This is a genomic window from Pseudoxanthomonas sp. z9, assembly GCF_006542425.1.
In the GTDB taxonomy this organism is placed as follows: Bacteria; Pseudomonadota; Gammaproteobacteria; order Xanthomonadales; family Xanthomonadaceae; genus Pseudoxanthomonas_A.
In genome coordinates this window covers 669,954-689,001 of the sequence record NZ_VFID01000007.1, presented here as the reverse complement: position 1 = coordinate 689,001, position 19,048 = coordinate 669,954, and the positions used below count along the sequence as shown (strand labels likewise).

General features: G+C 68.6%; 14 protein-coding genes. 3 read left to right on the top strand and 11 right to left on the bottom strand.

What is annotated here, in order from left to right; translation table 11 throughout:
* Positions 1-20 precede the first annotated feature (20 nt).
* The 5 genes from FG323_RS10255 to FG323_RS10235 all read right to left on the bottom strand — a co-directional run bounded on the left by FG323_RS10255 (position 21) and on the right by FG323_RS10235 (position 6,262).
* Positions 21-1,448 (bottom strand): D-aminoacylase, encoded by a 1,428-nt coding sequence (locus tag FG323_RS10255; RefSeq protein WP_141454428.1) that lies wholly within the window; start codon positions 1,446-1,448, stop codon positions 21-23.
* Positions 1,448-2,311, bottom strand: coding sequence for a MurR/RpiR family transcriptional regulator (locus FG323_RS10250; protein ID WP_141454426.1), 864 nt, complete (start codon positions 2,309-2,311; stop codon positions 1,448-1,450). The genes FG323_RS10255 and FG323_RS10250 overlap by 1 nt, the downstream gene beginning before the upstream one ends.
* Positions 2,312-2,330: 19 nt before the next feature.
* Positions 2,331-3,686, bottom strand: a complete 1,356-nt coding sequence (locus FG323_RS10245; protein WP_141454424.1) for a gluconate:H+ symporter — start codon at positions 3,684-3,686, stop codon at positions 2,331-2,333.
* 18 nt (positions 3,687-3,704) lie between these two features.
* A complete protein-coding gene (locus FG323_RS10240) occupies positions 3,705-4,970 on the bottom strand; it encodes an amino acid deaminase (RefSeq protein WP_220094149.1) in 1,266 nt (421 codons plus the stop codon).
* A 128-nt stretch (positions 4,971-5,098) separates the two neighbouring features.
* Positions 5,099-6,262: a porin gene (locus FG323_RS10235; protein WP_181444163.1), complete on the bottom strand. Its 1,164-nt coding sequence runs from the start codon at positions 6,260-6,262 to the stop codon at positions 5,099-5,101.
* Positions 6,263-6,375: 113 nt separating this feature from the next.
* Between FG323_RS10235 and FG323_RS10230 the strand changes: the two genes are divergently transcribed.
* On the top strand, positions 6,376-7,047 hold the full coding sequence (locus FG323_RS10230; RefSeq protein ID WP_141454419.1) for a response regulator transcription factor: 672 nt from the start codon (positions 6,376-6,378) through the stop codon (positions 7,045-7,047).
* A gap of 12 nt (positions 7,048-7,059) precedes the next feature.
* Here the strand turns inward: FG323_RS10230 and FG323_RS10225 are convergent, their stop codons facing one another.
* Together FG323_RS10225 and FG323_RS10220 are read right to left on the bottom strand one after the other, a co-directional pair.
* A complete protein-coding gene (locus FG323_RS10225) occupies positions 7,060-8,235 on the bottom strand; it encodes a porin (protein WP_141454417.1) in 1,176 nt (391 codons plus the stop codon).
* A 118-nt stretch (positions 8,236-8,353) separates the two neighbouring features.
* On the bottom strand, positions 8,354-11,020 hold the full coding sequence (locus FG323_RS10220) for a PAS-domain containing protein (RefSeq protein WP_141454416.1): 2,667 nt from the start codon (positions 11,018-11,020) through the stop codon (positions 8,354-8,356).
* A 262-nt stretch (positions 11,021-11,282) separates the two neighbouring features.
* Between FG323_RS10220 and FG323_RS10215 the strand changes: the two genes are divergently transcribed.
* Both FG323_RS10215 and FG323_RS10210 read left to right on the top strand, forming a co-directional pair.
* Positions 11,283-12,626: a dicarboxylate/amino acid:cation symporter gene (locus FG323_RS10215; protein ID WP_141454414.1), complete on the top strand. Its 1,344-nt coding sequence runs from the start codon at positions 11,283-11,285 to the stop codon at positions 12,624-12,626.
* Between the two features lie 110 nt (positions 12,627-12,736).
* Positions 12,737-15,034 (top strand): NADP-dependent malic enzyme, encoded by a 2,298-nt coding sequence (locus FG323_RS10210; RefSeq protein WP_141454412.1) that lies wholly within the window; start codon positions 12,737-12,739, stop codon positions 15,032-15,034.
* A gap of 616 nt (positions 15,035-15,650) precedes the next feature.
* On the opposite strand, the gene FG323_RS10205 is transcribed toward FG323_RS10210, so the two are convergent.
* The 4 genes from FG323_RS10205 to FG323_RS10190 are packed head-to-tail and all read right to left on the bottom strand — an operon-like array spanning position 15,651 to position 18,882.
* Complete coding sequence (locus tag FG323_RS10205) at positions 15,651-16,025, bottom strand: STAS domain-containing protein (protein ID WP_141454410.1); 375 nt, start codon at positions 16,023-16,025, stop codon at positions 15,651-15,653.
* 51 nt (positions 16,026-16,076) lie between these two features.
* Positions 16,077-16,460: an STAS domain-containing protein gene (locus tag FG323_RS10200; RefSeq protein ID WP_141454408.1), complete on the bottom strand. Its 384-nt coding sequence runs from the start codon at positions 16,458-16,460 to the stop codon at positions 16,077-16,079.
* The gene (locus FG323_RS10195; RefSeq protein WP_181444162.1) at positions 16,457-16,894 is read right to left on the bottom strand and encodes an ATP-binding protein; all 438 of its coding nucleotides are present in this window, start codon (positions 16,892-16,894) and stop codon (positions 16,457-16,459) included. Before FG323_RS10195 ends, FG323_RS10200 begins: the two co-directional genes overlap by 4 nt.
* Complete coding sequence (locus FG323_RS10190) at positions 16,888-18,882, bottom strand: SpoIIE family protein phosphatase (protein WP_141454405.1); 1,995 nt, start codon at positions 18,880-18,882, stop codon at positions 16,888-16,890. The genes FG323_RS10195 and FG323_RS10190 overlap by 7 nt, the downstream gene beginning before the upstream one ends.
* Positions 18,883-19,048 lie beyond the last annotated feature (166 nt).

Below are 19,048 nucleotides of genomic sequence, written 5' to 3'. Positions count from 1 at the left end.
TCGGATTCCGGAAAAATTCTTCAGGCGGGTGTCAGGAAGCGACCGCTGCGCGCGTGGGTGACCGCGCTGCCGTCGTAGGCCAGTTCGCCGTTGACCCAGACCGCGTCGATGCCTTCGGCGGCGCGCACCGGTTCCTGGTAGTCGGCGGTATCGCGCACGCGTGCCGGATCGAACAGCACCAGGTCCGCGTGCCAGCCCTCGCGCAGCAGGCCGCGCCCGGGCAGGGCGAAGCGGCTGCCGGGCAGGCCGGTCATCTTGTGCACGGCTTCATGCAGCGGGAACAGGCCCTCGTCGCGTGCGTAGTGGCCGAGCACGCGCGGGAACGTGCCCCACAGGCGCGGGTGCGGGCGCGGATCGCGCGGCAGGCCGTCGGAGCCGATCATGGTCAGCGGATGGCGCAGGAAACGGCGCACGTCCTCCTCGTCCATGCAGAAATACACCGCGCCGGCCGGCTGCAGGCGACCGGCGGCGTCGTGCAGCGACATCTGCCAGTCAGCGGCAATCGCGGCCAGCATCCGTCCGCCTTGGTCGGGATGCGGTTCGGACCAGGTGATCAGGATGTCGTAGGCGTCGGTGACCTGTTTCAGGTCCAGGGTGGAGGCGCTGGCCGCGTACGGGTAGCAGTCGCAGGCCACGTCATGCGCGGCGGCCGCGCCGTCCAGCCACGCCAGGACCTCGCGGCTGCGTCCCCAGTTGTCGATGCCGGCGCATTTCAGGTGCGACACACGCACCGGCGCGCCGCTGCGATGGCCGACCGCGCGCGCTTCGTCCAGTGCGGGCAGGATGCCCGCGAACTCGTCGCGCAGATGGGTGGCGTAGAGGCGATCGGCCGGCAGGTCACGGGCCAGCTCGAGGACCTCGCGTTCCGGCGCCGCGAATGCAGAGGCATACGCCAGCCCGGTGCTCAGGCCAAGCGCGCCCTCGGCGATCGCCGCGCGCAGTTGCTGCCGCATCGCCGCGATCTCTTCGTCGCTGGCGGCGCGATCCAGCCGATCCATGTGGTTCTGGCGCAGCGAGGTGTGCCCGACCAGCGCGGCGACGTTCAGTGCCGGACGTGCGTCCTCCACCGCGCGCCGGTAGTCGGCGAAGCGCGGGTAGCGGAACTCGCCCGGCTCGCCGAGCAGGTTCATCGGGTCGGGTACCGCGTCGGCCGCGTTCACCGGACTGGCGCTGATGCCGCAGTTGCCGACCACGATCGTGGTGACGCCCTGCGACAGCTTGCTGGTCATGGCCGGATCGCGGATGACTTCCAGATCGTCGTGGGTATGCACATCGATGAAGCCCGGGCTGACGGCCCGCCCGCGGGCGTCGACGACGCTCGCCGCGTCGCCGTCCAGGCGGCCCATCGCGGCGATGCGGCCGGCGCTGACGCCGATGTCGCCGCGCGTGCCGGCGGCACCGCTGCCATCCAGCAGCAGGGCATCGCGGATCAACAGGTCGTAACGCATCAATCCCCCAGCGGCAGGCGATTCTCGCCGCCGCGGTAGTTGTCCAGCGCGAACTTGATCCGGCGCAGCCGCTCGCGGCTGTCGTCGGCGATATGCAGCGCCAGGGTGGTGGCCAGCACGTCCACCGCCAGCATCATCGCGTAGCGCGAGGCGGATGGCTTGAACACGAAGTCGGTTTCGTCGATGACGATTGGAAGCAGCCAGTCGGCGCGCTCGGCCAGCGCGGTGTCGGCGCGGGTGATGGCGCCCACCTTCGCGCCGTAGCCGCGCGCGATGTCCACCGCCGACAGGATTTCCGGGGTGATGCCGCTGACCGACAGCGCCACGACCACGTCCTCCGGGGTCAGGGTCGCCGCCACCACCTTCAGCGAGATTGCGTCGCTGTAGGCGGCGATCGGGCGGCCGAAGCGGACCAGCCGGTTCTGCAGTTCCAGACCGAATACGGTCGAGCAGCCGCCCATGCCGAACACGTAAATCATCCGCGACGAGGCCAGCGCCTCGGCCAGCGACTGCACCACCTGTTCCTGCAGGCCGCCGACATTGCGGCGCAGGCAGCTCTCGATGTCCGCGCAGATCTGCGCGTACAGCGCCGAGCTGGGTGGGGTGTCCTGGTCGTCGAGGAAGCGCTTGCCGACCGCGCTGGCCTCGGCCAGCCGCGCGCGCAGTTCGCGCACGTTGTCGCAATCCAGCGCCTTGGCGAAGCGCGAGATCGCCGCCACGCTGACATTGGCCTGTTCGGCCAGCTCGGCGATGCCGGACTGCGCGGCGCCGTCGATGTCGGCCAGGATGGTGTCGGCAATCCGTCGCTCGACCGGGCTCAGCTCGTGCAGGCGCTGCTTGAGGTGGTAGACGATGTCGTACATGGCGGTCTCCGGCCGGTCGTCAGTGCAGTGCGGCGATGCCCAGCACCAGCAGCAGGGCGGTCACCGAAATGAGGGTTTCCAGCACGGTCCAGGTCTTGAAGGTCTGGGCCACGCTCATGTTGAAGTATTCCTTGACCAGCCAGAAGCCACCGTCGTTGACGTGCGACAGCACCAGCGAGCCGGCGCCGGTGGCCAGCACCAGCAGTTCCGGATGCGGGTAGCCGGCGGCCAGCGCGACCGGCGCGACGATGCCGGCGGCGGTGCTCATCGCCACCGTGGCCGAACCGGTCGCCACCCGCATCAGCGCGGCGACGGTCCAGCCCATCAGCAGCGGCGAGAGCTGGAACTCGTGCGACAGGCGGGTGATCTCCTGGGCCACGCCGGTCTTGACCAGGATGCCGTTGAGGCCGCCGCCGGCCCCGACCAGCAGGGTGATGGCGGCGGTGGGCGCCAGGCATTCCTGCGAGAACTTCAGGATCTGCTCGCGGTTGAAGCCGCGCATCAGGCCCAGGGTGACGAAGCTGAGCAGGGTCGCCAGCAGCAGTGCCACCACCGAGTGGCCGATGAAGCGCAGCACGTGGTTGGCGGCACTGCCGGGCGCAGCCAGTTCGTCCGCCCAGCCGCCCAGCAGCATCAGGCCGACCGGCAGCAGCAGGGTTGCCAGGGTGATGCCGAAACCAGGCAATTCTGCATCGGGGATTTCGCGCTGGCCCTGGTTGAGCAGGGCGGCTTCCATCGGGTTGTGCGCCGGCAGGGTGACCTGGCGGGAGACCAGCTTCGCGAAGAGAGGGCCCGCCAGTGCCGCCGTGGGCAATCCGACGACCAGCGCATAGAACAGCGTGCGGCCGACGTCGGCCTGGTACTCGTGCACCGCCAGCATCGCGGCCGGATGCGGCGGCACCAGGCCGTGCACCACCGACAGGCCGGCGACCATCGGCAGGCCGACCAGCAGCAGCGGCACGCCGGTGCGGCGGGCGACGTTGAGCACGATCGGAATCAGCAGCACGAACCCGACCTCGAAGAAGATCGGCAGGCCGATGCAGAACGCGATCAGCATCATCGCCCAGTGCACGTGGCGGGTGCCGAAGCGCCGGATCAGCGTGCGCGCGATGCGTTCGGCGCCGCCGGATTCGGCCATCATCTTGCCCAGCATGGTGCCGAGGGCGACGATCAGCGCGATGTGGCCCAGGGTCTTGCCCACGCCCTGTTCGTAGGCCGGCACGATGTCCGGTGCCGGCATGCCGGCCAGCAGCGCCAGCCCGAGCGAGACCACGGTGATCGAGATGAAGGGGTTGAGGCGGTAACGCGCGATCAATACCACCAGGGCGATGATCGACAGCGTGGCATACAACAGCAACAGGTTTCCCGGCGTCATGCGTTCCCTACCTGCGGATCAGAAGTGGGTATCGACGGCGCCGACGACGCGATGCGCGTCGTCCACCACCAGCAGGTGGCGCCACTTGTCGAAGGTCAGGCAGGGATGGGAGATATCGAAGCACAGCAGATCACCGACCTTGAGGTCGTCGCCAGCTTCGATCTGGAGGAACGCGTGTTGATCCATCATCGCGCCGACCTGCCAGTGCGCGGGCGCATCGGCGGGCACGGTATGGCCGGGGCGATGATGCAGCACCGGTTGCGGGAAGCCGGCATCGAACGCGGCGTCGCGCTTGCCCAGGCCGATGATCGCGCGGTCCGGTTCGGGACGCGACTGCACGCAGGCCCACAGCCGCAATGCCGGCAACAGACCGCGCCCCATGCGCTGCGCGACCGGATTGGCCGCATGGATGCGGCTGGCGGCGTCGCGATAGATGCCCACGTCGTGGGTCAGGTAGCAGCCGGGGCGCAACACGACCTCGGCGCGGGGATCCCTGGCCAGGACCGCAAATTCTTCGGCGACCACGTCGAACCAGGCCGAACCGGCGCCGGAAAGCAGCGCCGGCGACTCGCCGAAGCCGCCGGCGGCGTGGATTGCCTGCCATTGCGCCAGCGTGCGCCGCAGCAATGCGCGCACGCCGGCCTCGTCCTTGACCACGCCCTCATAGACTTCCACGCCGACCAGCGCGACCGCGTCCGGCCAGCGCGCGATCTCGTCCAGCACCGCGCGCGCCTGTGCTTCGTCGCGGACGCCGGTGCGCCCGCCCGCTGCGCCGACTTCCAGCAGCACGCGGATACGCTGGCCGCGTGCACCGAAGTGTCGGCCGAGCGCGGCGACGTTGTCGGCTGAATCCACCACGCAGGCAAACCAGAAGTCCGGGTCGCGCGCCTGGAGATCGGCGATCACATCGAAGTTGCCCTTGCCGACGAGCTGGTTGGCGAGCAGGACGCGCCGCACGCCGTGCGCGTGGGCCGCCACGGTCTGCGGCGCGGTCGCCAGGGTGATGCCCCACGCGCCGGCATCCAGTTGCATCCGGAACAGCGCCGGACTCATCGTGGTCTTGCCGTGCGGTGCGAGCCGGCAGCCGTAGGCTTCGGTGAACTCGCGCATCCAGGCCAGGTTGTGGCGCAGCGCGGATTCGCTCAGCACCGCCACCGGCAGGCTGACCTGTTCTTCCAGGATTGAGGGGCCCTGCGCGGCAAGCCGGGATGGCGTCCAGGCGTCACCGGCCGGCAGGCCCTTCCCGGCCAGCGGCACGTCGGAATGAAAGTAATTTTCTCGCACGAACCGCCTCCCCTGCGCACGGCCACGCGACATCGTGGCTGCCTATTGTGTAGCACAGGAAGAGTGGGATGAAAATTATTTTCTCGCGGTTCCGTGACCCGGAACCGGGCGCAGGGCCGACGGGCGCGTCAGAAATCGAACTGGACGCGTCCGGCCAGCACGCCGGTGCGATCCAGGGTTCTCGCGCTCACTTCATCACGGCGCCGGCTGTCGGTCCAGTCCAGCATTACCCGGAAATGCTTGGGTGCGTACCAGTTCACCCCGACCGTCCACGCATCGGCCGACAGGTCGCGGCGGTTGAGCGGCCATTGCCTGCCCTCGATGTGGTCGTAGCGCGCCACCAGTTCCCAGGCGCCGCCGCGCCGCTGCGGCTTGAGCTGGACGAACCGGCCCGCCTTGGCGTCGTAGGGGCGGGACTCGCCGGTGAGCAGCCAACTGCCCTGCAGGTAGCCGGCCTTGACCCGCCCGCGTTGCTGGCCGTCGTCGTAGCGGGCGCCGCCGTATTCGGCCTGCCACGACCAGGCACCGTGCACGCCCGCCGCTTCCAGCCCGTACTTGTCCACCGAGACATCGCGGCCGCTGCGGAAATCCACCAGCGACAACCGGCTGTTGTCGCCGAAGTAACCGGCCACGCGCGGCTGCACGCGCAGCGCGGGCGCGCCGTCGGCGCCGGGATGATCGTAGCGTTCGTGCGCCAGCGCCGCGCCGAAGTGCAGGACCCGCCCGGCCTCGCGCCACGGCGCATAGCCTGCGCGCGCACCGGCCGCGCGGCCCTTGGCCTGCCAGACGTCGATGCTCTCCAGGCTGTAGACGCTGCCGCTCCAGAACACGCCGTCGCGATGGCCGTTCACGCCCACGCCCAGCCGGTAGGACGGCGCCAGGGTCTGCGCCAGCCAACTGCGTTCGACCGCCAGGATGTGGTTGGAACTGCCACGGTCGTCCAGTGTGTAGAACTGCTTGAACTGGCCCAGGGTCACGGTGGTGCTGCCGAAGTTGCGGGCGATGTAGGCATCGCGCGCGACGGGCCGGTGACCGGCGAAATCCGCTTCCAGCTTGTAGTCGACCACGTAGAACCGGCCGGAAATCGCCAGCCATGCCGCACGCAGATCGTCACCGTCGCGCTCGGCGGTGCCGCGTGCGTCGTTGTCGAAGCGCGCGAAGTCGTAATGCAACCGGCCGGTCGGCTTGAGGGTCAGTGCGTCCTCGGCTTGGGCGGCGGGCACGGTCGCCAGCATGAGCGGGGCCAGCATGAACGGAACCGCCAGCGGCACGCGTCGATTGGAAAATGGCATCCGCTCTCCCTCGGAACCGGTTTGGAAGGGGCGAAGATAACAGCCCGACCACCGGCTCCAATAACGCATTGGTACTAGGGCACCGGCGCGCGGCGCGTGCCACACTGGCGGCCATGAGCCTGGCCCGGGTCCTTGTCGCCGATGATCATCCGCTGTTCCGCGCGGCGGTGCTGCATGCGCTGCGCGAGGAAATCGAAGTCGGCCAGACCCTGGAAGTGGCCAGCGTCTCGGCGCTGACCGAGGCGCTGGCCGTGCATCCGGACGTGGATCTGGTGCTGCTGGATCTGACCATGCCGGGCGCGCGCGGATTCTCGTCGCTGGTCTGGCTGCGCGGCGAGCGTCCGGATATTCCGGTCATCGTGATTTCCTCCAACGATCACCCGCGCGTGATTCGTCGCGCGCAGCAGTTCGGCGCCGCCGGTTTCATTCCCAAGTCCGCGCCGGCCGAGGCGATCCGCACCGCCGTGATCGCGGTGATGGGCGGCGACACCTGCTTCCCGCCACTGGCCGCGGAACGTTCCGAACGTGATGCCCAGCTGGCCGCGCGCCTGGCACGCCTGACCCCGCAGCAGTTCCGGGTCCTGCTGTGCGTGGCCGACGGCCTGCTCAACAAGCAGATTGCCTACGAGCTGGGCCTGGCCGAGAACACGGTGAAGGTGCACGTCACCGCGATCCTGAAGAAGCTCGAGTGCAACAGCCGCACCCAGGCGGCATTGCTGGTGAAGGCACTGGAGCCGGAAGGCGATCCGGATCCGGCATCGGACACTTCCGGCGGCGCATCCTAGCGCCCGGCGAAATCAGAAATCCCATTGCACGCGGCCGGCCAGGGCGCCGGTATGGTCCAGCAGCTGATCCCGCGTGCGGTCCTGGCGGCGGCTGTCGATCCAGTCCAGCATCACCCGCACGTTGCGCCGGGGATACCAATTGACGCCGATCGTCCAGGCATCGGCCGCCAATCGCTGCCGCGGGCCTTCGCCCGCGCCGCTGGCGGTAATGCGGTCGTGGCGCGCCACCAATTCCCATGCGCCACCCGGGCCCTGCGGTTGCACCTGGCCGAAATGGCCGCCGGCGACATCGTAGGGGCGGCGCTCGCCCGTCAGCATCCAGGTCGCCATGACGTAATGGGCGGCGATGCGATCACGCCGCAGACCGTCGCGGTAGCGGCCGCGCGCGTATTCGGTCTGCCAGGACCATGCGCCATGCACGCCGGCCGCTTCCAGCCCGCGCTTGTCCACTCGCACGTCCCGACCGTCGCGGTAATCGGCCAGGACCATTGCCGGACGGCGCGAGAAATGGCCGGCGGTCCTGAGCGGTATCCGCAGCGGCGCGGCACCGCCGACCCCGGGATGATCGTGGTGTTCGCGCATCACCGAGCCGGCCAGGTGCAGCAGGTCGCCGTCATCGCGTGGAAACACGCGGCCCGCGCGTCCGCTGAATCCGCGACCCTTGATTTCCGGAACGTCGAAGCGGCCCAGGCTGCCGGCGCTGGCGCCCCAGAACCAGCCGGCGTGATGTCCTTCCCAGCCGATGCCGACGCGGTGCGGCGAAGCCAGCGTCTGGGCCAGGTAGCTGGATTCCACGGCGGGCCGATGATTGAAGCTGACCCGCTCGTCGAGTGCGAAATAGTGGCCCATCTGGCCCACGGTGAGTACGCCGCGGACCGGCGAGCCGAGCTCGCGGCTGAGCCACACGTTGCGCAGGGCCCAGTGGGTGGGCGCGACGTCCACCTCGGCACGATAGCCGAACCCCTGCCACCGTCCGGTCACGCCCAGCCAGCCCAGGCGCAGCCCGTCGTGACCGCGCGAAGGCGGGCCGCGATCGTCGTTGTCGAAGCGGGCGAAGTCGTAGTAGATGCGACCCGTGGGCCGGATCACATCATCGGCGGCACGGGCCGCCGAGGCTGGCAGGATGATGGGCAGGAGGAATGGCAGTACGGATGCCGGAAGCCGGCGTCCCCGGATGAAGTGGCGCATCGAGAGCCCTCGCAGGAAACATGCGGGGCATGTCAGCGCATCGGGCGGACGGGAATCGCGCAGTGACCTGCAATGAAAGCAAGCCGGGGATGACGGGAAACCGATCGAGCAAAGTATGTCAACGCGAGCGCTGGTAGAGATGGGTCATCAGCGAGCGCAGCGCGGAAGTGCGCGCCTGCTTGGACAGGAATCCCCAGTTCCGCTCCCGCGCCAGCGTCCGCAGTGCTTCGTCCTGCTCGGCGGTGAACAGCAGCACGGCCGGTTCGCGTTGCCAGCGGCGCGCCAGTTGCTCGAACAACGCCGGGCCGGTGGTGTCGCCCAGCCGCACGTCCAGCAACAGCAGGTCCGGCGCGTCATCGACGCGTGCCGCCGCCCGGGCCTGCTCCACGCCGCCCGCCAGTTCCACCCAGCATCCCCAGCGTTCCAGCAGCAGGCGGGTCGCACGGGTCACCCGCGCGTCGTCGTCGATGCACCAGACCCGGCAACCGGCCAGCAGCGAATCGGTGGCCGCTTCTTCGGTCGTCGGTGCGTCATCCGGGCCGCGCAGATCTTCGCTGGCCAGGGCGGTGGCCGGGTCGCCGCGCGGCACGCTGACGGAAAACACGCTGCCGTGTTCCAGTCGTGAATGCAGGCCGATGCGATGGCCGAGCAGGCGCGCGATGCGATCGACGATCGCCAGGCCGAGCCCCGCGCCGCGCTCCTCGCCGCCGCCATCCAGGCGACGGAATTCCTCGAAGATCTCCCGCTGCCGCGCCTCCGGAATGCCGGGGCCGGTGTCGTGGATCTCGATGCGCACCTGATCCCCCTGGCGACGACAACCCAGCACGATTCGTCCACGCGGCGTGTAGCGGATCGCGTTGGACAGGAAGTTCTGCAGGATCCGGCGCAGCAGCGCCTCATCGCTGCGCACCACGGACGAGGTGGCGACCCGTTCCAGGCGCAGGCCGCGCGCTGCCGCGAGGATCCCGAATTCCCGCGCCAGCGCCGCCAGCAGCGGATCCAGGGCGAAGTCCCGCGCATGCGTTTCCAGCGCGCCGGATTCCAGCCGCGAGATATCCAGCAGGCTGTTGAGAATGCCGTCCTGCGCGGCCAGCGCGTTGTCGATATTGTCGGCGATGTCGCGCGTGCCGGGATCCGGCAGGCGGCCACGCAGCGCCGACAGGAACATGCGCGCCGCGTTCAGCGGCTGCAGCAGGTCGTGCACCGCCGCGGCGACGAAGCGGGTCTTGGAACGGTTGGCGTCCTCGGCCTCGCGCTTGGCGTCAGCCAGATCGCGGGTGCGCTCGTCGATGCGGCGGCTGAGCGTGTCGGCCAGCGAGCGCAGATCGCGGGCGGCGTTCTTGTAGGCGGTGATGTCGGCGTAGCTGGTGACGAAACCGCCATCGGGAAGCGGATTGCCGCGGATCTCGATGACGCTGCCATCGCCGCGCTCGCGTTCGTGCATGTGCGGCTTGCCCGAGCGCAGGTGGTTGAGCCTGCGCTCGATGGCTTCGTCGATGGGGCCGGGGCCGAGCAGGCCGCGATCGGCGTTGTAGCGGAACACGTCGGCGATCGGGCGGCCGACGTGGATGAAGCCGGGCGGAAACCGGAACAGCTCGATGTAGCGCCGGTTCCACGCCACCAGGTTGAGCCGGGCGTCGACCACGCAGACACCCTGCGGCAGATGCTGCAGGCTGGGGCTTTCGCCGTAGTCGGCGGCATGCGCGGCCTGCACCAGCCCATCCTGGGCGCTGCGTAGTTCCTGCGCGTGGTGCTTGACCAGGCGTTCGAGTTCCAACCGGCTGCGCTCGCGCAGTTGCGCCAGCCGGCGCCGCTGCCACAGCACGAAGCCCAGCAGCGCCAGTACCAGCAGGCCCGCCGCCACCGCCGCGGCCATCGTGCGCGCGGCGGCGACGCTGTCGTGGGTGGAGCGCAGCAGGTTCAGCGTCCAGCCTTGGCGCGGCAGTGACTGCGATACCCAGATCACGTCGCCCGCGTCGGGCAGCTGCGCGCGATGGACCTGCTGGCCGAGATCCGCCGTGATCCGGTATTCCAACGGCAGGCGCGGGATCTGTCCGTACTGGCGCGTGCGGGCGAGCCGTTCCCGGGTGGCGGGGGCCAGGGCGTGCAGCACGCGGTAGCGCCAGCCGGTCCGGCTGGAAAGGAAGATCACGCCATTGCTGTCGCTGACGAACACGATCTCCGGGGCTTCGGCCCAGGTTCGTTCCAGCGGCCGCAGCACCACCTTCACCACCACCACGCCGATCGCGCGCCCGGCATCGTCACGCACCGCCTCGGACAGGAAGTAGCCGGGCACCGCGGTGGTGACGCCCTCGGCATAGAACGTGCCGCTGCCCTCGCGCATGGCCTGCTGGAAGTAGGGGCGGAAGTGGTAGCGGTTGCCGACGTTGCTGGCGTCGGCCATGCGCCAGTTGCTGGCCGCCAGTGCCAGTCCATCCCGATCCAGCAGGGTGAGGGTGGACGTGGCTGCGGCGCCGTTGACGCGTTCGAGCTTGCGGCTGAGCCGCTCCGAATCCGCCGCATCGACGTTGCCGTGCGCCAGCGCCGCGCGGATGTCCGGGTCCAGCGCCAGCACCGCCGGCAGCACCCGGTGGCGTTCGATCAGCGATTGCAGCGCGTCGCCGTGCAGGCGCAACTGCTCGCGCGCCTGGGCGGCGTCGTCGAGCAGGCTGCGCCGCTCCAGCTGGCGCATCGCGACCAGGCTCAGCGCGGCGATGGCGATCGCCACGACGGCCAGCAGCAGGAACAGGCCGGCGCGACGGCGGGGCGTACGGAAGAAGGGCATGGCGGGATGGTCACGCAGACCGGCGCGATTCACCAGACCCGCGTCATGTCCGCGCGCGGCCGCCCGCTACGCCGGGCATGCATGCGAGGCCGGGAAAAGCCCGGCGAATCCGCGCGATGGCGCCGTCGGCGTCTCCGCCGCGCGACGCGTGAAGCGGCGACGCCTAATACCATTGGATTAGCTAGTACCAATGCGTTATCGGCACCGGGCATCCGCGGACGTACAACAGCCACCGAAGCGAAAACCTTCGTCGAGGTGTCCCATGCACGTTTCCACCGAATCCGCTCCGGCCGGCGCCGGCGCCCGCCTGCCGCTCCACCGCCAGTTGTACGCGCAGGTGCTGGTGGCGATCGCGCTGGGCGCGCTGCTGGGCCATTTCGAACCGGCCTTCGCCGAGCAGCTCAAGCCACTGGGCGATGCCTTCATCAAGCTGGTAAAGATGATCATCGCGCCGGTGATCTTCCTGACCATCGTCACCGGCGTCGCCGGCATGACCCAGCTGAGCAAGGTGGGGCGGGTGTTCGGCAAGGCGATGATCTACTTCCTGTTCTTCTCCACCCTGGCGCTGGTGGTGGGCATGGTGGTCGCGCACCTGGTCCAGCCCGGCGCGGGCATGAACATCGATCCGGCCCAGCTCGACGCCAAGGCGGTGCACGACTATGCCGAGAAGGCCCACGAGCTGACCCTGACCGGGTTCCTGCTCGACATCATTCCCGGCACCCTGGTCGGCGCGTTCGTCTCCGGCAACATCCTGCAGGTGCTGCTGATCGCGGCGCTGTTCGGCATCGCCCTGGCGATGACCGGCGATCGCGGCCGTCCGGTGCTGGATCTGCTGGAGGCCTTGACCGTGCCGGTGTTCAAGCTGGTGCACCTGCTGATGAAGGCCGCGCCGATCGGTGCGTTCGGCGCCATCGCCTTCACCATCGGCAAATACGGCATTGAATCGCTGACGAATCTGGCCTGGCTGGTCGGCACCTTCTATGTCAGCTCCCTGTTGTTCGTGCTGGTGGTGCTGGGCACGGTGGCGCGCCTGTGCGGGTTCTCGGTGCTGCGGCTGGCGCGCTACCTGAAGGCTGAACTGCTGCTGGTGCTGGGCACGTCCTCGTCCGAATCGGCACTGCCTTCGCTGATGGAGAAGATGGAGAAGGCCGGTTGCGAAAAATCGGTGGTCGGCCTGGTGGTGCCCACCGGCTACTCATTCAACCTGGACGGCACCAACATCTACATGACCCTGGCCGCGCTGTTCATCGCCCAGGCCACCAACACCGACCTGACCCTGGGCCAGCAGATCACGCTGCTGCTGGTGGCCATGCTCAGCTCCAAGGGCGCGGCCGGCGTGACCGGCGCCGGCTTCATCACCCTGGCGGCGACGCTGTCGGTGGTGCCGACGGTGCCGGTGGCGGGCATGGCGCTGATCCTGGGCGTGGACCGGTTCATGAGCGAGTGCCGCTCGCTGACCAACTTCATCGGCAATGCCGTGGCGACCGTGGTGGTCTCGCGCTGGGAAGGCGCGCTGGACCGGCAGAAGCTCGATCGGGCACTGGGCGGCGGCGCGGCGGACGGGGAAACCCTGCTGGAATCGCCGTTGCCCGCCCGCGCGGACTGAGACAGCTCACCCTCGCCGTTTCAGCGATCCATGGCGCCGGAAAGCCGGCAGACCCTCGCCGCAGGGGGTAGAATCGAGCCTCTTTCGCGCTATTGCCCAGACCGCCCGTAATGTCCAACGACGATTTCAAGCAGGCCGCCCTCGAATACCACCGTCTTTCGCCCCCCGGCAAGATCAAGGTCGCCCCGACCAAGCCGATGCTGACCCAGCGCGACCTGGCGCTGGCGTATTCGCCGGGCGTGGCCTATGCCTGTGAAGCCATCGTCGAGGATCCCAACGCCGCCAGCGAGATGACCGCGCGCGGCAACCTGGTCGCCGTGGTCTCCAACGGCACCGCGGTGCTGGGCCTGGGCAACATCGGCGCGCTTGCCGGCAAGCCGGTGATGGAAGGCAAGGGCGTGCTGTTCCAGAAGTTCGCCGGCATCGATGTGTTCGACATCGAAATCGACGAGACCGATCCGGACAAGCTGGTCGACATCATCGCCAGCCTGGAGCCGACCTTCGGCGGCATCAACCTGGAAGACATCAAGGCGCCGGAGTGCTTCATCGTCGAGCGCAAGCTGCGCGAGCGGATGAAGATTCCGGTCTTCCACGACGACCAGCACGGCACCGCGATCATCGTCGGCGCGGCGGTGGTCAACGCGCTGGAAGTGGTCGGCAAGAAGATAGAGGACGTCAAGCTGGCCACCAGCGGCGCCGGTGCCGCCGGCATCGCCTGCCTGGACATGCTGGTGGCGCTGGGCCTGAAGCCGGAGAACATCCTGGCGGTGGATCGCGACGGCGTGCTCTACACCGGCCGCCCGCACCTGGACCCGGACAAGGCGCGCTACGCCCGCGACACCGACAAGCGCACCCTGGCCGAAATCGTCGATGGCGCCGACCTCTTCCTGGGCCTGTCCGCCGCCAACGTGCTGAAGCCGGAAATGGTCGCGACCATGGCCGACAAGCCGATCATCCTGGCGCTGGCCAACCCCAATCCGGAAATCCTGCCCGAACTGGCCCGGCAGGTCCGCCCGGACTGCATCATCGCCACCGGCCGCTCGGACTATCCGAACCAGGTCAACAACGCGGTCTGCTTCCCCTACATCTTCCGCGGCGCGCTGGACGTGGGCGCCACCGGCATCAACGAGGCGATGAAGCTGGCATGCGTGCACGCCATCGCCGACCTGGCGCGGCGCGAAGCCTCGGACCTGGGCACCGCCTACGGTGACGACATTCCGTGCTTCGGTCCCGAATACCTGATCCCGCGCCCGTTCGATCCGCGCCTGCTGGTGGAACTGGCGCCGGCGGTGGCCAAGGCGGCGATGGATTCGGGCGTGGCGCTGCGGCCGATGGCCGACCTGCAGGCCTACCGCGAAAAGCTGGGCCAGTTCGTCTACCGCACCAGCCTGATGATGAAGCCGGTCTACGACCGCGCGCGCGCCGACCGCAAGCGCGTGGCCTACGCCGAGGGCGAGGAGGAGACGGTATTGCGCGCGGTGCAGACGGTCATCGACGAGGGCCTGGCCTTCCCGATCCTGATCGGCCGCCCGGACGTCATCGACGCGCGCATCGAACGCCTGGGCCTGCGCATGCGCGCGGGCGTGGATTTCGAACTGACCAACATCAACGACGATCCGCGCTTCAACGACTACTGGCAGTACTACCACGCGTTGACCGCGCGTCGCGGCGTCACCCCGGCCGCGGCCAAGAACCTGATGCGTTCGCGCCCGACCCTGATTGCCGCGGTGATGGTCGCGCGCGGCGAGGCCGACGCGATGGTCAGCGGCATCGTCGGCCGCTTCCACAAGAAGCTGGGCTACGTGCGCAGCGTGATTCCGCTGGATCCGGGCGTGCAGTCGACCTCGGCGATGACCGGCGTCATCAACAACCAGGGCGCGTACTTCTTCCTGGATACCCACGTGCAGGAAGATCCGACCGCGGAGCAGATCGCCGAGGCCACCCTGCAGGCGGCGTACCGGCTGAAGCTGTTCGGCATCGAACCGCGCATCGCGCTGTTGTCGCATTCCAACTTCGGCAGCCATGAAACCCGCGGTTCGACCAAGATGCGGCAGGTGCGCGAGCTGCTGCTCAAGCGCAAGCCCGATCTCAACGTCGACGGCGAAATGCAGGGCGATACCGCCTGGGACGAGGTGCTGCGCCAGCGCATCATGCCGGGCAGCACCCTGAGCGGACGCGCCAACCTGTTCGTCCTGCCCAACCTGGACGCGGCCAACATCACCTACAACATGGTGCGCGTGGTCACCGACGGCGTGGCCATCGGCCCGATCCTGATGGGCATCTCCAAGCCGGTCCACATCCTGACCACCAGCGCCACCCCGCGCCGGGTGGTCAACATGACCGCCATCGCCGCGGTGGACGCGCAGATCCGCGCGCAGCTGGAAGCGGAAAAGGCCAGCCTGGGTTGAGATGGCGCATGGCCATCCCGCGAGGGCGGGATGGCCGGGATGCGGGAACGCTTCGCCGTTGCTGCCACTGGCCCGGTGCAAAGAGATTATGTCAGCGCTGCTTTTACTTCCCCCTTTGCAAAAGGGGGATTGAGGGGGATTTGCTCTTGGCGCCGAAAGCAAATCCCCCGTCACCTGCTTCGCAGGTGCCCGCCCCCTTTTTCAAAGGGGGCCATTCCCAGCCGCAGGATTGCCTGGAAACCCGCTTTTACCTCCCCCTTTGAAAAAGGGGGATTGAGGGGGATTTGCTCTTGGCGCCGAAAGCAAATCCCCCGTCACCTGCTTCGCAGGTGCCCGCCCCCTTTTAAAAAGGGGGCTATCCCCAGCCGCAGGATTGCCTGGAAACCCGCTTCTGCCTCCCCCTTTGAAAAAGGGGGATTGAGGGGGATTTGCTTTTGGCGCCAAGAGCAAATCCCCCGTCACCTGCTTCGCAGGTGCCCGCCCCCTTTTAAAAAGGGGGCTATCCCCAGTCGCAGGATTGCCTGGAAACCCGCTTCTGCCTCCCCCTTTGCAAAAGGGGGATTGAGGGGGATTGATCCGCCATTCGGCGGTTGAGGAGCGCTCGCTCCTGGCGACCTCACGATCCGCCCAGGATATCCCGCTGCAACGCATCCAGATACGCGTCGGCTTCCTCGGTGCTGGCGAAGATGCTGTCCATCGGTACCGCCTGCACGATCTCGATGACCTTGCGGATCTGCTCCTGCGGATGCACCAGCAGCAGCTTGCCTTCATGTGGCGCCAGCGCCTTGCGTGCCTTCAGGATCGACCGCACCCCGGCGCTGCTGATGTATTCCAGGTGCGCCAGATCCAGCACCAGCGCCTGCGGCCGGCCGGCGAGCAGCGCTTCCAGCTGATCGTCCAGCGCCTCGTGGGTATGCGAGTCCAGTCGGCCCGCCAGCACGATGTACTGGTTGCCGTTGACGGGTGGATAGATGTCGATGTCCAGACTCATGCGCGGTGTCCCTGAGCGCCCCCGGTAGGCCGGACAGTGTGACAGGCGGCGTCAGTCGCTGTCATCGCCCTGCAGGACCTTGCGCTGCATCGCGTCCAGATAGGCGTCCGCCTCGGCGGTGGAGCCGAAGATATCGTTGAGCGGCACCGCCTTGACCACGTCGAACACCTTCTGGATCTGCGGCTGCGGATTGACCACCAGCACCTTGCCGCCATGCGCGGCCAGGGTCTTGCGGGCCTTGAAGATCGAGCGGATGCCGGCGCTGCTGATGTATTCCAGTTGCGACAGGTCCAGCACCAGCGAGTGCAACTGGGACGTCATCAATGGTGCCAGCGCCTCGTCGAGGTCTTCATAGGTATGGGTGTCCAGGCGGCCGGCCACGGTGACGCGCTGGCTGCCCTGCCCGGGCGGCAGCAGGGTGATTTCCAGGCTCATGGTTCGCTCTCCGGTTGGGGAATGCGCAGGCTGACGCGCAGGACATTGCAGGCGTCGATGCGCTGGTAGGTGATCCGGTGCGCCAGTTGCCGGATCAGGTAGACGCCGAGGCCACCGATGGCGCGATCGCGGATGTCGGCGTCGATGTCGGGTTCCGGCGCGCTGAGCGGATCGAACGGCGCGCCGGTGTCGCGGAACTCCAGGTGCAGCAGATCGCCTTCGATGTTGATGTCCACCGACAGTTCGTGCTGGGCGGTGCCGGCGACCGGTTCGCCGCCGTAGTCGATGGCGTTGCTGGCCAGTTCCTCGACGATCAGCCTTACGTCGTCACGGATGGCCCGGGCCATGCCGTGGCGGTTGAGCACGGCCTCCAGCGAGGCGTTGAGATCTTCCACCCGGGCGTATTCGCCCGGCACGATCAGGCGTATCAGCATGTGGCTGCCTCCTCCACGCGTGGTTGAATCCGGTGATCCTGGCGCAGGCGCATCGCCAGCACCGTGATGTCGTCCGACTGCGGCGCCGGATGGGCGAAACCATGCACCCGCGCGATCACGTCCTCGCATTGCATCCGCGCGCTCTCGTCCGGGCGCAGCCCGTCGATCAGGCGCTCCAGGCCGAACGCGCGCTGCGTCGGGTCAAACGCCTCGGTGACCCCATCGGTGTAGGCCAGCAGGGTAGCGCCGGCCGGCAGCCGGCCCCGCCACAGCGGAAACTCCTGGCTGACCTCGAAACCCAGCGGCGGGCCGGAGGCGACCGGCAGCGTTTCGCAGGCGCCGTCCGCATGCAACAGCAGCGGGGCGTCGTGGCCGGCGCTGGCCAGCACGCACTGGCCGCTGCGCGGATCCACGCAGCCGAACAGCACGGTGGCGAACATGCAGGTGTCGTTGCCTTCCACCAGTCGTTGCGAGGCTTCCGCCAGCACCGCAGACGGCGAGTCGCCGGCGCGCGCGGCGACTTCCAGCACGGTGACCGTGCGTGCCATGAACAGCGCCGCCGGCACGCCCTTGTCGGAGACATCGCCAATCGCGAACCACAGTCGGCCGTCGCCGCCTTCAATGAAACTGTAGAAATCGCCGCCGACCGCCTTGGCCGGTTCCAGCAGTGCGAAGACTTCCAGATGGCGGTCATCGCGATCGATGACGCGTCCGGGCGGCAGCATCGCCAGCTGGATGTCGCGCGCGATCGCCAGTTCGCTCTCCAGCTTCTGCCGGGCCGCGCCCATCTCCTCGATTTCCGCCAACTGCCGCTGGATGGAGGTGCGCGCGTGTTCCAGCGTGCGCGCCATCAGGCCGACCTCGTCCTGGCGGCGGGTATAGGGCACCGGGGTGTCGTAGTGGCCCTCGGCCAGGTACGCGGCCGAGGCGGTCAGTTGTTCGACCGGCTGGCTGATGCGGCCGGCCAGCCGCCGCACCAGCAGCATGCACAGCAGGGCCAGCACCGCGCCGCCGGCCAGCAGCCAGCCCAGCGCCTGATCCAGGCGCGCCATGATCAGCGCGTAGGACTGCGCCACCAGCAGGCTCCATCCGCTCTGGCCGATCGGCTCGACCACGGTGAATCGCTTCTCGCCGGTCCGCGCGTCGGTATGCATCAGCTGTAGCGGCTGGTGCAGGCGCACCGCGTCGGCGGCCGGTTGCAGATCCGGGCGCCCGGCACGGCGGATGTGCTGTTCCAGGGTGAGGTTGTCTTCCACCCCGACATCGGGATTCGCGGCCAGCGTGCCGGCCGGCGCGACCAGCGAGACCCGCCAGCCGGGCAGGTTGGCCAGGCTCTCGAAGCTGCCGGTGAGTTCGGACAGCGGGACGTCCAGGCTGACCATGCCGCGTGTGGTCACGCCACGGCCCTGCGGACGCAGCGGACGGTTGTAGGTCACCATCCAGACGTCGCCGGCGGTGCGGTTGAGATAGGGTTCGGACCACCAGCCGCCGGGCGCGGACACCGTGCGCCGGTACCAGCCCTGTGCGCGGTAGTCGTAGCCGTCGGCGATGAAATCGCGATCCCGGCCGTTGGCGCTGATGTAGCGCGCGAATCCGGCCTGTCCGGGCTGCTCCGGTTCGACCACCAGCAGGCCGCCGACGCTGCCGGGCGTGGCGCGCACCATCGCCCGCAGGGTGGTGGTGAGTTCGGCCGGGTCGAGATTGGAATTGGCCAGCAGATCGGACAATCCGCTGGTGGTGATGACGATCGCGCGCAGGGCGGTGTCCAGCCGGTCGGCGGCTTCCTGGGTGCTGGCGATGGTGTCGCGGCGGGCATCCTCGATGATCAGCCGGCGCGCGAACCAGGCGATGCCGACCGCCAGCAGCAGGAGCACGGCGACGTTGATCACGCCCGACCACAGCGCGATGCGGGTGCGCAGGCTCCGGCGCCAATGCACCACGCCGGTCCGCTCCGGCGACAAAGCCCCGTCCTGCCGACTTCCCTTCATGCGGCACCCCGAATCCCTGCGATGTGTCCCCCCGCACGGATGATACGTCGCCCGGGCACCCGGCGCGCAGCGCCAGAGGTCTCATTTTGGTGTGGTCAAACCGGCCGGGACAACGAAAAAATCACGAATCCATACGCCCGCGTAGCCAGATCGGGACAGGGGCGGT

Bases quoted from the DNA above. Each gene is read 5' to 3' on its own strand.
- FG323_RS10195 (WP_181444162.1), bottom strand. From the start codon at position 16,894: ATGCTGATACGCCTGATCGTGCCGGGCGAATACGCCCGGGTGGAAGAT.
- FG323_RS10235 (WP_181444163.1), bottom strand. From the start codon at position 6,262: ATGCCATTTTCCAATCGACGCGTGCCGCTGGCGGTTCCGTTCATGCTG.
- FG323_RS10245 (WP_141454424.1), bottom strand. From the start codon at position 3,686: ATGACGCCGGGAAACCTGTTGCTGTTGTATGCCACGCTGTCGATCATC.
- FG323_RS10230 (WP_141454419.1), top strand. From the start codon at position 6,376: ATGAGCCTGGCCCGGGTCCTTGTCGCCGATGATCATCCGCTGTTCCGC.
- FG323_RS10200 (WP_141454408.1), bottom strand. From the start codon at position 16,460: ATGAGCCTGGAAATCACCCTGCTGCCGCCCGGGCAGGGCAGCCAGCGC.
- FG323_RS10205 (WP_141454410.1), bottom strand. From the start codon at position 16,025: ATGAGTCTGGACATCGACATCTATCCACCCGTCAACGGCAACCAGTAC.
- FG323_RS10250 (WP_141454426.1), bottom strand. From the start codon at position 2,311: ATGTACGACATCGTCTACCACCTCAAGCAGCGCCTGCACGAGCTGAGC.
- FG323_RS10215 (WP_141454414.1), top strand. From the start codon at position 11,283: ATGCACGTTTCCACCGAATCCGCTCCGGCCGGCGCCGGCGCCCGCCTG.
- FG323_RS10225 (WP_141454417.1), bottom strand. From the start codon at position 8,235: ATGCGCCACTTCATCCGGGGACGCCGGCTTCCGGCATCCGTACTGCCA.
- FG323_RS10190 (WP_141454405.1), bottom strand. From the start codon at position 18,882: ATGAAGGGAAGTCGGCAGGACGGGGCTTTGTCGCCGGAGCGGACCGGC.
- FG323_RS10220 (WP_141454416.1), bottom strand. From the start codon at position 11,020: ATGCCCTTCTTCCGTACGCCCCGCCGTCGCGCCGGCCTGTTCCTGCTG.
- FG323_RS10255 (WP_141454428.1), bottom strand. From the start codon at position 1,448: ATGCGTTACGACCTGTTGATCCGCGATGCCCTGCTGCTGGATGGCAGC.
- FG323_RS10210 (WP_141454412.1), top strand. From the start codon at position 12,737: ATGTCCAACGACGATTTCAAGCAGGCCGCCCTCGAATACCACCGTCTT.